General features: G+C 67.9%; 10 protein-coding genes and 1 pseudogene. 4 read left to right on the forward strand and 7 right to left on the reverse strand.

Features of this window, described 5'->3' with window-relative positions; translation table 11 throughout:
• Positions 1-47 precede the first annotated feature (47 nt).
• The 4 genes from rsmG (at position 48) to O7595_RS16645 (ending at position 4,096) form a co-directional block, all read left to right on the forward strand.
• On the forward strand, positions 48-764 hold the full coding sequence (rsmG, locus tag O7595_RS16630; protein ID WP_269729461.1) for a 16S rRNA (guanine(527)-N(7))-methyltransferase RsmG: 717 nt from the start codon (positions 48-50) through the stop codon (positions 762-764).
• Between the two features lie 260 nt (positions 765-1,024).
• The gene (locus O7595_RS16635) at positions 1,025-2,101 is read left to right on the forward strand and encodes a ParA family protein (protein WP_269732517.1); all 1,077 of its coding nucleotides are present in this window, start codon (positions 1,025-1,027) and stop codon (positions 2,099-2,101) included.
• Positions 2,098-3,177, forward strand: coding sequence for a ParB/RepB/Spo0J family partition protein (locus O7595_RS16640; protein WP_269729462.1), 1,080 nt, complete (start codon positions 2,098-2,100; stop codon positions 3,175-3,177). The genes O7595_RS16635 and O7595_RS16640 overlap by 4 nt, the downstream gene beginning before the upstream one ends.
• 301 nt (positions 3,178-3,478) lie before the next feature.
• The gene (locus O7595_RS16645; RefSeq protein WP_269729463.1) at positions 3,479-4,096 is read left to right on the forward strand and encodes a GNAT family N-acetyltransferase; all 618 of its coding nucleotides are present in this window, start codon (positions 3,479-3,481) and stop codon (positions 4,094-4,096) included.
• A gap of 89 nt (positions 4,097-4,185) precedes the next feature.
• On the opposite strand, the gene trxA is transcribed toward O7595_RS16645, so the two are convergent.
• The 7 genes and pseudogenes from trxA to O7595_RS16680 all read right to left on the reverse strand — a co-directional run bounded on the left by trxA (position 4,186) and on the right by O7595_RS16680 (position 13,729).
• The gene (gene trxA, locus O7595_RS16650; protein ID WP_093655607.1) at positions 4,186-4,527 is read right to left on the reverse strand and encodes a thioredoxin; all 342 of its coding nucleotides are present in this window, start codon (positions 4,525-4,527) and stop codon (positions 4,186-4,188) included.
• A gap of 43 nt (positions 4,528-4,570) precedes the next feature.
• Positions 4,571-5,533, reverse strand: coding sequence for a thioredoxin-disulfide reductase (gene trxB, locus O7595_RS16655; protein WP_269729464.1), 963 nt, complete (start codon positions 5,531-5,533; stop codon positions 4,571-4,573).
• A gap of 120 nt (positions 5,534-5,653) precedes the next feature.
• A complete protein-coding gene (locus tag O7595_RS16660) occupies positions 5,654-6,571 on the reverse strand; it encodes a hypothetical protein (RefSeq protein WP_269729465.1) in 918 nt (305 codons plus the stop codon).
• Positions 6,568-7,272, reverse strand: coding sequence for an RNA polymerase sigma factor SigM (sigM, locus tag O7595_RS16665; protein ID WP_269729466.1), 705 nt, complete (start codon positions 7,270-7,272; stop codon positions 6,568-6,570). Before sigM ends, O7595_RS16660 begins: the two co-directional genes overlap by 4 nt.
• 31 nt (positions 7,273-7,303) lie before the next feature.
• Positions 7,304-9,028 (reverse strand): protein kinase family protein, encoded by a 1,725-nt coding sequence (locus tag O7595_RS16670; RefSeq protein ID WP_269729467.1) that lies wholly within the window; start codon positions 9,026-9,028, stop codon positions 7,304-7,306.
• Between the two features lie 121 nt (positions 9,029-9,149).
• Positions 9,150-11,364: pseudogene (gene murJ, locus O7595_RS16675) on the reverse strand (murein biosynthesis integral membrane protein MurJ).
• Between the two features lie 43 nt (positions 11,365-11,407).
• A complete protein-coding gene (locus O7595_RS16680; protein ID WP_269732518.1) occupies positions 11,408-13,729 on the reverse strand; it encodes a DUF6049 family protein in 2,322 nt (773 codons plus the stop codon).
• Positions 13,730-13,778 lie beyond the last annotated feature (49 nt).

Below are 13,778 nucleotides of genomic sequence, written 5' to 3' on the forward strand. Positions count from 1 at the left end.
GATAATTCAGCCACTACAGCGCGGTGCGGTACGGAAGGACGGTTCCGGTGACGGAGGCAGCAGAGCTTCCCCAGGCGCCAGAAGAGGCGCGGACGGTATTCGGTGAGTTCTTCCCTGAGGCGGTCAGGTACGCGGAGCTGCTCGCGGATGCGGGAGTCAAGCGCGGCCTGATCGGTCCTCGTGAGGTGCCGCGGCTGTGGGAGCGGCACCTGCTGAACTGCGCGGTGCTGTCCGAGGTCGTCCCGGAGGGGGTGACGGTGTGCGACGTGGGTTCCGGTGCGGGACTGCCGGGCATTCCGCTGGCTCTGGTCCGGCCCGACCTCAAGATCACGCTGCTGGAGCCGCTGCTGCGTCGTACGAACTTCCTTCAGGAAGTCGTGGAGCTGCTGGGGCTGGACCATGTCACGGTAGTGCGTGGCCGGGCCGAGGAAATGCTCGGCAAGCTGCCCCCCGTGCATGTGGTCACCGCGCGCGCTGTGGCACCCCTGGACCGGTTGGCCGGTTGGGGCGTACCGCTGCTGCGGCCCTATGGGGAGATGCTCGCTCTCAAGGGCGACACCGCGCAGGAAGAGCTCGACGGGGCACGGGCGGCGCTGAGCAAGCTCGGCGTGGTGGAGACGTCCGTGGTTCAGGTCGGACAGGGAATCGTCGATCCCTTGTCCACGGTGGTCCGTGTCGAGGTCGGGGAGAGCCCGGGCGGGGTGCGGTTCGCCGCCAAGAGGGCCAAGGCCGCCCGCACCGGCCGCGTCCGTCGCCGCCGCTGATCTGTTCCGTCACTGCTGTCCGATTGAGGCCCGGTGTCCCCGGTACGTACGCATTTCGGAGTGTCGTAACGATGTGACCCTGCGGCGTGTGCATCGTGTTTCACGTGAAACGTCGCTCACTGCTGCAGGGAATCATCAGCCGTGGCCGTGCGGCCGCCGCGCCGCGTGACCGCAAGCCGCTCGCGAGGGTTACTGACTTGTCCACAGAGGTGGAATTCTCCACAGAACCACCGGCCTCGCTGGTTCGGGACCCCGAAACCATGGCAGGCTCTGTTCATCGCGAGCCTGAAGTCGAGGAGAGTGAATCCTTGCGGTCCGACGCCAACATCGCGGGACCGATGACCGATCCGGTCCCTGGTCCCCGTACCGAGTCGGCGGGGGAGGATGTTTCACGTGAAACACCACCGCCGATGGACGACACCCCCATTGGTCGTGCTGCCCAACTGGCGGTGGAGGCTCTGGGCCGTGCCGGCGAGGGTCTTCCCCGACCTGAGCAGACGCGCGTCATGGTCGTCGCCAACCAGAAGGGTGGGGTGGGTAAGACGACGACGACGGTCAACCTTGCTGCCTCGCTGGCGCTGCATGGTGCGCGAGTCCTTGTGATCGACCTCGACCCGCAGGGCAATGCATCCACAGCCCTGGGTATCGACCACCACGCCGAAGTGCCCTCGATCTATGACGTCCTTGTCGAGAGCAAGCCGCTCGCTGACGTGGTCCAGCCCGTCCCGGACGTCGAAGGACTCTTCTGTGCTCCGGCCACCATCGATCTCGCAGGTGCGGAGATCGAGTTGGTGTCCCTGGTGGCACGGGAGAGCAGACTGCAGCGAGCGATCCAGGCGTATGAACAGCCACTGGACTACATCCTGATCGACTGTCCGCCATCGCTCGGTCTGCTGACCGTCAATGCGCTCGTGGCGGGTGCCGAGGTGCTGATCCCGATCCAGTGCGAGTACTACGCGCTGGAGGGGCTGGGGCAGCTCCTGAGGAACGTCGATCTGGTGCGTGGACACCTCAACCCCGCGCTCCATGTCTCCACGATCCTGCTCACCATGTATGACGGTCGCACCAGGCTCGCCTCCCAGGTCGCGGAGGAGGTGCGCAGCCACTTCGGTGATGAGGTGCTGCGAACGAGCATTCCGAGATCCGTTCGCATCTCCGAGGCGCCCAGCTATGGGCAGACCGTTCTCACCTACGACCCGGGCTCCAGCGGCTCGCTGTCGTATCTTGAGGCTGCCCGTGAGATCGCGCTGCGCGGTGTGGGGATCCACTACGAGGCCCATCCCGCTCATGTGCTCAGCCAGAACAGCCAGCAGAGTTTGTCGGAGGGGATCCAGTGAGCGAGCGACGTAGAGGTCTGGGGCGTGGGCTCGGTGCACTGATCCCGGCAGCTCCACAGGAGAAGCCGGGCCCTTCGGATGCGGCAGCAGGCTCGCCGGTCCTGACGACGGACCGCGGTGTGGCCGCGGCCAAGGTCACCACGCTTCCCGCCGGCCTTCTCACGCCGGAGCAGCGTGTGGCCGAGCCGGAGCCGGAGGCCCTCTCCGAGCCGGGCCCGGCCGGTGCGCACTTCGCCGAGGTGCCGCTGGACGCCATCACTCCGAATCCTCGGCAGCCGCGCGAGGTGTTCGACGAGGACGCGCTCGCTGAGCTGGTGACCTCCATCAAGGAAGTGGGGCTTCTTCAGCCGGTTGTCGTACGGCAACTGGGACCAGAGCGGTACGAGCTCATCATGGGAGAGCGCCGCTGGCGAGCCTGCCGAGAGGCGGGTCTCGAGCGCATCCCTGCCATCGTGCGGGCAACCGACGACGAGAAGCTTCTTCTGGACGCACTCCTGGAGAATCTCCACCGGGCCCAGCTGAACCCGCTGGAAGAGGCAGCCGCCTACGACCAGTTGCTGAAGGACTTCAACTGCACCCACGACCAGCTGGCCGACCGGATCGGACGCTCGCGTCCTCAGGTTTCCAACACTCTGCGTCTGCTCCGCCTCTCCCCTCCCGTGCAGCGCCGGGTGGCGGCCGGCGTGCTGTCCGCAGGTCATGCCAGGGCACTGCTCTCGGTGGAGGACTCGGAGGAGCAGGACAAGCTGGCCCACCGCATCGTGGCCGAAGGCCTCTCGGTGCGAGCCGTGGAAGAGATCGTGACTCTGATGGGGTCCCGCCCCAAGAGCGCACCGAAGTCCAAGAGCCCTCGCGCAGGCGCACGCCTGTCCCCCGCACTCACCGATCTCGCATCCCGTCTCTCTGACCGCTTCGAGACCCGAGTGAAGGTCGACCTCGGCCAGAAGAAGGGCAAGATCGTCGTAGAGTTCGCCTCGATAGAGGATCTCGATCGCATCCTCGGCACGCTCGCCCCCGGTGAGGGGCGGGTCATGGAGAAGGGACTCTCCGAGGAGGCCGAGGGCGAGGAGGCCTGAGCCCTTGCCTCAGTCGATCGGGGCGGGTCGTGTCCGGTACTCAGCGGACACGACCCGCCCTTTGCCGTCTCACAGTAGGCGTGTCCCCGCTGGGTGGATACGATGCGTTCTGGTATGGCGCATCCACCTTGACCCATCTCAGAGGAAGGCGAGCCATGCGATCGGTGAGCCGCGGCCACCTACTGACAGCCGGACTGGGCATTGGCGCGGTCGGCGGATTCATCGGCAGCCTGCTCCGGGAGCGGAGTGCGCTGTCCGCTGCTCTTGGCGCGGCAGTCGAAGGAAGTGAGGAACAGCCTTCATGGGCCGTCGGCTCGTCCCGCTCACGCTGGACAACCTTTCAGACCTCCCCAAGCGCTGCCGAGCCTGTGTCTTCTGGGAGCTTGATCCAGTCAGCGGAGAAGCAGCAGTAAAGGCGGGCAGACCCGAGCTCGAGAAGGAGGCCTGGATCTCGGCCGTCCTGCTCGAGTGGGGATCGTGCGGCCGTGTCGTCTACGTCGACGACGTGCCCGTCGGCTTTGTGCTCTACGCCCCGCCCGCCTATGTTCCGCGTTCGACCGCCTTCCCCACCAGTCCGGTCTCCCCCGATGCCGTGCAGCTGATGACTGCATGGATCACTCCCGGCTACCAGGGGCAGGGGCTGGGGCGAGTGATGGTGCAGACAGTCGCCAAGGATTTGCTTCGTCGGGGCTTCAGGGCGATCGAGGCATTCGGGGACGCCCGCTGGAGCGAGCCGGCCTGTGTGCTGCCGGCCGATCATCTCTTGGCGGTGGGCTTCAAGACGGTCCGACCGCATCCCATTCACCCCCGGCTGAGGCTTGAGCTGCGTACGACGCTCTCCTGGAAGGAGGATGTGGAGCTGGCTCTCGACCGGCTTCTGGGCGCGGTACAGAAGGAACCGGCTCTGCGACCGCTGTAGGTGCTCCGCAGAGCGACGGACGCAGAGACGCCGAATGGGCCAACCCGCAGGGGATTGGCCCATTCGTGTTTCACGTGAAACGAAGAGCGTCAGGCCTTCGTGACCTCATCGCCGATGAAGGCGTCGAGCTCGCGGACGAGCATGGCCTTCGGCTTGGCACCGACGATCGTCTGGGCGACCTCACCGTTCTGGTAGACGTTCAGCGTCGGGATGGACATGACGCCGTACTTGGCGGCCGTGGCCGGGTTCTCGTCGATATTGAGCTTGACGACCTCGAGCTTTTCGCCGTGCTCAGCAGCGATGGCCTCCAGCGAAGGGGCGATCTGGCGGCACGGCCCGCACCACTCGGCCCAGAAGTCCACGAGCACGGGCTTGTCGCTCTTGAGGACTTCCTCTTCGAAGGTCGCATCGGTCACGGTCTTGAGGGCCACGGCGGACTCCTTAGCTTGCAGGGTGGGGTGGGATCGAGAGGTGTCAGACGGTCGCTGTCGCGGACTTCTCCTCGTCCGCGAGGGCGGCGAGAAAACGCTCGGCATCCAGGGCGGCGGAGCAGCCGGTACCGGCAGCGGTGATGGCCTGCCGGTAGGTGTGGTCGACCACGTCGCCGGCGGCGAAGACACCGGTGAGATTCGTGCGCGTCGACGGAGCATCCACCTGCAGATAGCCCTCCTCGTCCAGCTCCAACTGCCCCTTGAAAAGCTCGGTGCGCGGGTCGTGGCCGACGGCGATGAACAGTCCTGTGACCGACAGCTCACTGGTCTCGCAGGTCTTGGTGTTGCGCAGGGTCAGACCCGTGAGCTTCTGATCGCCGTGGATCTCTGCCACTTCGCTGTCCCAGGCGAACTTGATCTTCGGGTCGGCGAAGGCGCGCTCCTGCATGGCCTTGGAGGCACGGAGGCTGTCACGACGGTGGACGATGGTGACGGACTTGGCGAAGCGGGAGAGGAAGGTGGCTTCCTCCATCGCGGTGTCGCCGCCACCGACGACCGCGATGTCCTGGTCCTTGAAGAAGAAGCCGTCACAGGTGGCACACCAAGAGACGCCACGCCCCGAAAGGGTGTCCTCGTTCGGCAGGCCGAGCTTGCGGTGCTGGGAACCGGTGGTGACGATGACGGCCTTGGCGCGGTGCACCGTACCGGCGGTGTCCGTCACGGTCTTGATCTCGCCCGCCAGGTCGACGGCGACGACATCGTCCGGGACCAGCTCAGCACCGAAGCGCTCAGCCTGTGCCCGCATGTTGTCCATGAGATCCGGGCCCATGATCCCGTCGCGGAAACCGGGGAAGTTCTCCACATCGGTGGTGTTCATCAGTGCGCCACCGGCGGTCACGGCGCCCTCGAACACCAGCGGGTTCAGCGACGCACGCGCGGTGTACAGCGCGGCCGTGTAGCCGGCCGGCCCGGAGCCGATGATGATCACGTTACGGACGTCGCTCACGGGTTTGTTCCTCGTCTCTGCAGACTGCTGCCTACTGGGGCCGGTCAACGACTCTCACCCCACCCAACGGATCCTACGGGGCATGCATTCCCGCCATGGCAGAGCGGCACGGAGGCTGATTCAGGGGCGGGTGTAGGCATGAGTCAGCAGCAGTTCGCCCTTGCCTGCGGGGGCGGTTTCCACACACGCAGCTGCCACTACATAGGCCTGTACCCGTGAGGAGTCCTCGGCGTGCGGCAGTACCACGAGGAAGGCCGGTGTGCCCTCGAAAGTACCCTGATCGACCGCGATCGCCGCGTCGGTGCGTCCTGTGCCCTTCTGGACACACGGAGGCACCGGAACGGCCGGCGAGCGCAAGGGGGTGGCTTCCGCACCGACGGAGGTGTCCTTCTCCACCCGGGGGCCGGTCGCAGACCAGCTCCCGGAGTCCTTGGGAGCCCCCTCGGAGGAGAGGAGCGAGTGCACCCGTGTCTGCAGAGTCGCCGCCGTGAGGTCATGACCGCCTGACGCGGTGCTCGCGGCGGCGTCCGCCTTCTTCTCGGAGGTGTCGTTGCTAGGGCCTCCGAGAGTCTGCAGAAGCACAACACTCAGACCGACTGCGGCAGCGCTGAACGCGGCAGTGACCACGGTGACACGCCGCCGCCGACGGGCCGCAGGGGCGCGACCCGGTCCCGTGGCCGCACGGGCGTGTCCCACGGGGCGATCGGACGCCGAGGTAACAGGGCGCTGCGGCGTGGGTGCTGTTTCACGTGAAACGTCGGTTGGCTCTTCGGCCGGGGCGGTGGCGTTCAGCAGAGCCTCGGCCGCCAGTGCCGCGTCGATACAGCCGACGATATCGGCCGGCATGCGCTGCGGGCCGGGCAGGCTGCCGAGCAGACCGCGGATCTCCTCCAGCGAGGCGCGCACGTCGGCACACAGATCACAGCCTTCGAGATGCTTCCTCACGGCCGCTTGGCGGGTCGGTGGAAGAAGCCCTTCGGTGAGATCGGCGATCTCGGACACATCCGGGTGCTGAGCCGTGCCGGTCGTGGAGGTCACGTGCGTCCACCTCCGCCCTTCACAGCAGCAGGACCATTCGGCCCTGCGTCCCTTTCTCCGGTCGCCGGTGGGACGGATGCCCCAGGCGTCCGGTTCCTTCCCCCATCGTGGATGCCGTTATCCCTCGTATCGGCGCGTAGATGCGTGAGCAGGGGTACCAGGCGGGCACGGCCGCGGGCGCATCTGCTCTTCACGGTGCCCGTCGGGACGTCCAGCACACGGGCCGCCTCCGCAACCGGGTATCCCTGCATATCGACCAGCACCAGCGCAGCACGCTGGTCGACGGGAAGCGTGGCGAGCGCGGCCAGGAGCTCGCGATGGAGGTCCTGGCGCTCTGCGGGCGCCTCGGCGGACTCATGGGGCTCGAGGAGCTGCTCCAGCCGCTCGGTGTCGTCCACCGGTGAGGTCTTGCGGGACGCCGCCTTGCGGGCCCGGTCGAGACAGGCATTGACGGTGATGCGGTGGAGCCAGGTCGTCACGGCGGACTGTCCCCGGAACGTGTGGGCGGCCCGGAAGGCGGAGACGAGGGCGTCCTGCACGGCATCCGCGGCTTCCTCCCGGTCCCCCAGCGTGCGCAGGGCCACTGCCCAGAGCCGATCGCGGTGGCGCCGTACGAGCTCACCGAAGGCGTCCTGATCCCCGGCGACATGGCGATCCAGGAGTTCCTGGTCGTTTGCGCTGCCGAGTGTGGCGTTGTCCAACGGTGAGCCCCCTCCCCTCGTCGCGTTGGTGTCAGCCCGTGAACTTCACGTCGGTGATCGCCTGCTTGTAGCCGGCATTGCTGAAGCGGTCCTGCGGCGAGAAGGGCATCGCGGTCATCCACAGGAGCACATAGCGGCTCTTGACCGGTTCCGTGGCTGTGAGCTTCATCGATGTACTGCTGGTCTGACCATTCGCGATCTTCTTCATGGAGTCGACCGAGCCGGACGGGGACAAGGAGTCCGTCGCATACAGCGCGATCTTGGTGTAGGGGCCGCCATGGCGGAGCGTTATCGAGGCCGATGTGACGTCGCGCTCCGCGCCCAGGTCGTAGACGATGCCCACGCCCTTCTTGACCTGCGGATGCAGGTCCGGCCCGTCTCGGAAGCTATTGGTGCGCCAGTAGGAGCCGGGGTCGTCGTCGTGGGTGTTCCGGGCGTCTTCCGCGTTCTGAGGAGTGCGGTCCGGCGCGTACTCCTGGGCACCCTGGATGATCAGCGTCACCGGCTCCTTGGGCTTGTCGTCCTGCTTCTCGTCCGTGGTCTGGCTGTTCCCGGGTTCGTCGGGCGTCTGGTCACGGTCCAGCAGCTTGTCGGCGATCTGCCAGCTGCCCAGTCCCAGTGCGGCGATGAGCAGGGCGGACACCGTCCACTTCAGAAGCTTCCCGGTGCGGCTCTCCAGGGGCGCCGGCGGGACCACCACCGGCTGCGTGATGCCGCCGCCGGGGTGGGCCGACGTACGGCCGTACGTGCCCTGTTGGTACGTGGTGCGCTGGTAGTCCGGCGGGGCGGTGAAGGCCGGCTCCGGCGGGCGGATGCGAGGCATCGCCGCCACTGCCTTGGCCAGCTCGTCCGGAGTCGTGCAGGGCGGCTCCTGGCGGGATGCGGTGGCCCCGTCATTGACCAGGGCACGCATGGCCAGCTCGGACAGCCCACGATGGACGCCGGCACGCACCTGGTCGGGGGCGATCAGCCCGACGCCCTTGGGAAGCCCGGAGAGGCCGTACGCGTCGCTCTCGTAGGGCCAGCGCTGAGTCAGCGCGGCGTACAGCAGAGCCCCGATGGCCTCGGTGTCCGTCCGCTGCGGCCGGTCGGTGCTGATGCCTCGCAGAGCGGCGTTCACGGCGAGGCCGCGGATCCTGTACTGACCTGTGGAACTGCGCAGTACAGCGCCGGGAGTGAGCCTCAGATGGGCGAGACCCTCCCGATGGGCCGCTGCCATGGCCTGGGAGAGCTGGCTCACCAACTGGTAGGCGTCATGCGCCTCCATCGGCCCCGCGGCGAGCAGCGTGGTGAGCTCGGTGGCGTCGGGCAGCCACTCATGCACGACGTAGACGAGGTCGTTCTCCTCGACGGCGTCCAGCACCTGCACGAAACGGGGGTCGCCCAGCAGAGCCGCCGACCGGGCCGCGGCCAGCACGGATCGAGCCCGGGAGTGGTCGGCAGGCAGGATGTGCACGCCGACGGCGCGGCGCAGTTTCTCGTCGACAGCACGCCAACTGCTGAATCCGTCCAGACGGGTGACGCACTCTTCGAGCCGGTATCGTCTGGCGAGTTTGTGACCACTGTGCAGTTCGGGCGCGCTGATGGCCGACTGCTCCCGGGTCTTCCGTTCGCCGCCCGTGTCCTGAGCGCCCTGCTCCGCCGCCTCGTCGGCGTGCGCCTCCCCGTCGGTCGCGGCCTTGTCCGCCTGGGCGGCCAGCGGGTCGTCACCGCTGTTGTCGGCCACGTCGACGGCAGCCGTGCTACGTTCCGCCACCGTCGTTCCCTGCCTCCCCATCCGTTGCGCCAAATCCAACAGCCATGCCAATTGTGCCCACAGTCCGCTGCTATGCACGACACACGGTGGCGGACGATGGTTGTGCAGGGGCGGCCGGTCCCTACCGACCGAGTCGGCCGCGCACCATGCCGACCAGGGTGTTGAGCTCCTGGATCCTCATCCTTCTCGCCGCGACGAAGAAGACTCCGAGCAGGATCGCACCACCCGCGACGAGTGCGACGAGCGATCCGAGCGCGCCCTCGCCGAGGGCCTTCAGCACGAAGTAGCCCACGGCGCCGCCCGCCGCTGCCGCCGGCACGGATGCCAGGCACAGCCGGGCATAAGTGCGCACCACGTGGGTGCCGTCGAGGTCGCCGCCCAGCCTGTTCCGCAGCCGCCGCCAGGCGACCCCGACGCCGACCGCGTACGCGAGGCCGTAGGAGCCGGCCATGCCCACCACGGCCCACTGGGCCGGAAGGAGGAAGTAGCAGGCTGCCGAGGCGGCCGCATTCACCGCGGCCACGATCACGGTGTTGTAGAAGGGCGTGCGGGTGTCCTCGTAGGCGTAGAAGCCGCGGAGGACCACGTACTGGACCGAATAGGGGATCAGACCGAGGCCGAACGCCATCAGGATGAAGCCCATCGAGCGGGCCGCCTCGGTGCCGGCCGACGCGTACAGCAGGGTGCACATCGGGACGCCCAGCGCCAGGAAGGAGAACGCGACCGGCACGATCGCGACCGCCGAGTTCCGCAGCCCCTGGGAGATGTCGTCGCGGACCGCGCCGGGGTCGTCGTCGTGAGCGGCTCGGGAGATCCTCGGCAGCAGAGCCGCCATCACCGACACGGTGATGATCGCCTGCGGCATGCCCCAGATCAGCTGGGCGTTCGAGTAGGCGAGGAAGCCCGCTCCGTCCTTGCCGGACGCCGCACCGGCGGCGGTGGAGAGCTGGGTCACCACGAGCACGCCGGCCCTGGTTGGCGAGGACGAACAGCACCGTCCACTTGGCGAGCTTGATGGTCTTCCCCAGGCCCTGGCCCTTCCAGTCGAAGCGGGGTCGGAAGCGGAAACCCGTCTCTCGGAGGTAGGGAATCATCGCGAGCGCCTGGACGACGAGTCCGAGCAGGGTTCCGACGGCCAGCAGCCGCACGCCTTCCGGCGGGATCGTCCGGACGCTCATCTGCGACTCGGCGAAGCTGCCGTAGACCCAGATGAACAGGCCGAAGGTGAAGATGATGACGATGTTGTTGAGGACCGGCGTCCACATCATCGCGCCGAACCTGCCGCGGGCATTCAGGATCTGCCCCATGACCACGTGCACGCCCATGAAGAAGATCGTGGGCAGGCAGAAGCGGGCGAAGGTGACGGCGACGCTGTTCGCCGGGGGGTTGCCTGCGATCGTCGGTGACAGGGCCTTGATCAGCAGCGGGGCCGCGAACACGGCGATGAGGACGATCACGCCGAGGGCGACCATGACGAGGGTCAGCAGCCGGTTGGCATACGCCTCCCCGCCGTCCTTGTCGTTCTTCATGGCCCGGACGAGCTGCGGGACGAACACCGAGTTCAGTCCGCCACCCACCGTGAGGATGTAGATCATCGTCGGGAGGGTCAGGGCGATCGTGTAGGCGTCACCGAGCAGTGCGGCGCCGAGTGCAGCGGTGATCACCAGACTGCGGACGAAGCCGGTGAGGCGGGACACCATGGTTCCGGCGGCCATGACGGCGCTGGATTTCAGCAGGCTGGAGGCCCGGCCACCGCTCCCCTTCCCGGCGGCGGGCGCAGGGGTGGGCTCCGGCTCCCGCTCCGGTTCGGCGGGAGCCGTGGTCCGCCCGGTGGTCTGCTGGTCCCGGTAGAGGTGGGCGAACGCGTCGGGCTCCGACTTGTCCTCGCCGGCCCTGGTCACCAGGTCGTCCACGCCGGTGAACTGCACGGTCCGCGCATCGTCCCCGTAAGGCAGATGACGCGACGGGCCGTCCGGCTCGGGAGGCGGCGTCTGGGCCCAGATCCGGGGGTCCGGAGCGTGCTGCTGAGCCGGGGGTTGCTGATACAGCGGCTGAGGCTGCTGAACGCTGCCCGGCGGCGGTGGGGGATGCGCGGCGCGGTCGTAGAGCGCCTCCGACACGGGATCCTGGGCTGAGAGATCACGGGACCGGTACGGATCGTGGTCGTACGCGTCCTGGACGTACGGGTCGTCGGACGCCTCGCCGGCCTGCGGCGGCACCTGGGCCGCGGCGGGCTGCTCCGCCTGCTGAGGGCCGTGTGAGGGGTACGGAGCGCCCGAGGAGGGCGCGGTGCCGTCCGCGCCCTGCCCGCGGTCACCGTCGTACGGCGCGTTCATGGTTACCCCACCTCATCGTCCGGCCCGCCGGCCACGACATCGCTCAACGGTCCACCTTCTCACCCGCACCCGACGGGTCGGCGCTTTCCGGTCCGGTGTCCGGTGTCGGGTCACTCGGCTGCCCCGGGGTGTCGGCCGCCGCGCTGCCGTGGGCCTCATCAGCCGCTTCGCCCGCGGTGGCAGCCTCCCGGGCCGCCGCCCGCTTGCGCTGGGTGTACATCCTGACGCCTGCGAGGACGAGCAGGAGCACACCGCCGGCAATGACAAGCATCACGGTCGGAGTGATCTCGGAAGCCTTGACCGTGAAGGTCATCGGTCCGCCGTACAGCTTGCCGTCCTCGGTGTACAGCTGGGCCGTGACCTGAACCGGACCGTTGGCGTTGGCGGCCGCCGTGAACTTCACCGACTGACTGTGCCCGCCGTTGATCTTGATGGGCTGTTCGGCGATCACGCTGCCGTCGTCGAGCTTGAGCCGGGTCGGGTTCGAGGACTTCAGCCGGAGGACGAGGTTGTCGACCCCTTGGACCAGCTTGTTCTGCACCGTCACGGGAATCGTGGCGCTGCGGCCCGACAGGGTCAGAGCAGACTTCTGGATCAGCCGCACCTCGGTGGTGAGGTCCTCCAGGTAGGTCTGCACTCCGTTGCGGTACTGGGCAGCGACACCCGCCCTACCGCGCCAGGACGTGGACATCTCGCGGTTGATCGCGTTGCCGAACGGGGTCACGACCCGGTCCGGGGAGGTGAGGATGATCTTGAAGTTGTCCAGGGTCTCCTGCGTGCTCTTGATGTCCTGGAAGGTCTGGACGGGCAGCTCGCGGGCCCTGAGGTTCTTCGGGTACTGGGATGAGGCCGGTACCCGGGTGGTGGCGTCCGGGTCGGGCTTGGCCTCGGCGGCCGCGATCAGATCCAGCGGCTGGGTCCAGCGCTGGCCGGCCAGCCCCTGCAGCGCCTTGGCCATGGTCTGTGCCTGGCCTGCCGTCGGCATCCGCTGGGGAGCGACCACGATGCTCCGCTGGGCGTCCGGCGCCTGGTGCGTGAGAGCCAGTGACTGGGCCAGGAACTGCTGGACCGCGAGGGTTGAGGTACCGGCCTTGCTCAGGTCACCGTAGAAGGCCTTGGAGAGCCGTGCGTCCGCGACCACGGCCGTCGTGCCGCCGCCGATGGGGCGCGCGGCGGAAGGCGTGTACGAGACCGATCCGGTCTCTTTGAGGCTGTCGCTGCGGGCGATGATGTTGTGGGCGCCCGCAGACGTGGCGACGTCGACGATCGACGGATCGACGGCGCCTTCCACAGGCCAGGCGAAGTCCGTCGACGGCTTCACGTGGAGGACGGTCTCCACCGTCGTCTCCGCCACCGCCGTCGCCGGCTGCAGATGGCTGAGCGAGCCGGAGACGTCCTTGCCGCGGTGTGCGAGGGACGCCAGATCCGGGTCGGCGAACGGAAGCGCGACGACCTGGCGGTCCTGTACTGCCTGCTCCAGGGAGCTCAGCCACTGCTTGGCGACTGCCTGGCTCCGGCCCGGCACGGTGTCGCCCGTCTCCGTCCTGACCTCGTAGTTCCGGGTCATCGCATCGACCGTGGCGAGCAGATCCGGATCGATGACCCAGGTGATGGGGAGCTGACTGCCGAGGGAGACGAGCTGCTCCAGCCTGCCCCCGGGCGCGAGTTCGGCGGCGAGCGCGTCGTTCTCGAAGACCGGCGTCTGCTGCTCGTCCGATCCGGTCTCCGCCGACAGATGGGTGGTGGAGATCAAGGGCCAGAGGAAGGTGAGCTGGGTCCGCTTGTCCACGGACTCCGGCTGCCAGGGGAGGAAGGTGCGCTCGATGCCGAGGACCTGGTCGTATTCCCCGGCGGCCTGCCCGGAAAGCGAGACACCCAGCTGGTAGACCCCTGCCGCGTCCAGCTTCAGCTTGCTGACCGGGACGGTCAGCGTGAAGTCCTCGCTGATCCCGGTGGCGAGCCGGTCGATCTTGACGCTGTACGGACCGCCGAGTGCCTTGGCGTCGGCCTCCGGGCTGTAGCCGGTGGCCTTCGAGGCCTCGTCGATGTCAGGACGGCCCGACATACGAGGTCCGACGCGCAGATCGACCTCTGCGTCGGTGATGGTCTTCTTGCCCTTGTTGGTGACGGTGCCCGAGATGGTGAGCGTGTCGTCCTTCACAGGGACGCTGGGAGAGAGGCTGTTCAGCGTGACATCGACGGTGTCGGCGTCGCTCGCCCTGTCCGCGGCATGCGTGACCGGTGCCGTCGGCAGATACAGCAGACCGGCGAGCAACGGCGTTCCCGCGAGGAGGGCGGCCGCGCGCCGCAACCACCGGCGAGCAGGAGAGGGAGCCATCCCCTGGAATTCTGCCGCCTCGGCCACGCGCTCGTCCGTCCCTTGTCGTCTCTTGCCGTTGGTGGGTGTCACTAGG

The organism is Streptomyces sp. WMMC940 (genome assembly GCF_027460265.1).
Taxonomy (GTDB): Bacteria; Actinomycetota; Actinomycetes; order Streptomycetales; family Streptomycetaceae; genus Streptomyces.

Bases quoted from the DNA above. Each gene is read 5' to 3' on its own strand.
- O7595_RS16635 (WP_269732517.1), top strand. From the start codon at position 1,025: ATGGCAGGCTCTGTTCATCGCGAGCCTGAAGTCGAGGAGAGTGAATCC.
- O7595_RS16645 (WP_269729463.1), top strand. From the start codon at position 3,479: ATGGGCCGTCGGCTCGTCCCGCTCACGCTGGACAACCTTTCAGACCTC.